The organism is Winogradskyella psychrotolerans RS-3, assembly GCF_000427335.1.
In the GTDB taxonomy this organism is placed as follows: domain Bacteria; phylum Bacteroidota; class Bacteroidia; order Flavobacteriales; family Flavobacteriaceae; genus Winogradskyella; species Winogradskyella psychrotolerans.
Genome location: NZ_ATMR01000182.1, coordinates 1 through 875, shown reverse-complemented (window position 1 = coordinate 875; position 875 = coordinate 1). Strand labels below are relative to the sequence as shown.

Below are 875 nucleotides of genomic sequence, written 5' to 3'. Positions count from 1 at the left end.
AGCACTATGGCCATCAAAACAAGTGACATGTCTTCGATGAAACAAATTGAAAATTCCATGATGCCAACCGGTTTAGAGAAATCGATGAGTACTCAGGAATTGGTAGACTTGGTAGCCTATTTAATGTCATTAAAGAAGGCCAGCTAAGTATCGAAAATACTTCAAAGTAAAAAGAAAAAATCGGACAAAATCGACTTGAATCAAAAAAAATCATGGTTGGCTTATTCTAAACAAAAAGCAATGAAAAATCTTAACAATAGAAGAAAGGTGTTGAAAAAAATTGCAGGAACAGGGACTGGCAAGTATGCTAGTGCCTTCATTGTCTCACCGGCTATCTGCAGCAGAATCTCATTTACCAGTTGAATTAAAAGGAATGTAAACCATTCCGTTTGTCGATGGTGTTACAATGACATTGAATTTGAAGATTTGTGTAAGGCTGCTGTAGAGATTGGATTGAAATCCATAGAATTGGCGGGACCTGAAGAATGGCCAATTTTATCCAAATACGGACTTTATTGTGCCATGCCTTGGGGAGCCGGATTAGGCATAGAGAAAGGGTGGAATAATCCAGAGCTACATGATGAATTGATCCAAAGTTATGCAGAAGAAATCCCGAAAGTGGCTGCTGCTGGTTACAAGCAAATCATTTGCTTTTCAGGCAATAGGAATGGTTTGAACGATAATATTGGCATAACCAACTGCGCTATGGGTTTGAAAAAGATCATGCCTATTGCAGAAGAACATGGCATAATAATGTGCATGGAACTGCTCAATAGTAAAGTGAATCACAAAGATTATCAGGCTGATCACACTGCTTGGGGAGTTGAATTGTGTAAGGCTGTCGGCTCTGAAAACTTGAAATTACTGTATGACAT

Annotated in this window: 1 protein-coding gene; it reads left to right on the top strand. The window is 38.5% G+C overall.

Going from position 1 to position 875, the window contains the following annotated elements:
• Window positions 1-453: 453 nt before the first annotated feature.
• Window positions 454-875 (top strand): TIM barrel protein (locus ADIWIN_RS16725; RefSeq protein WP_235047140.1); only part of this gene is annotated, 422 nt, incomplete at its 3' end.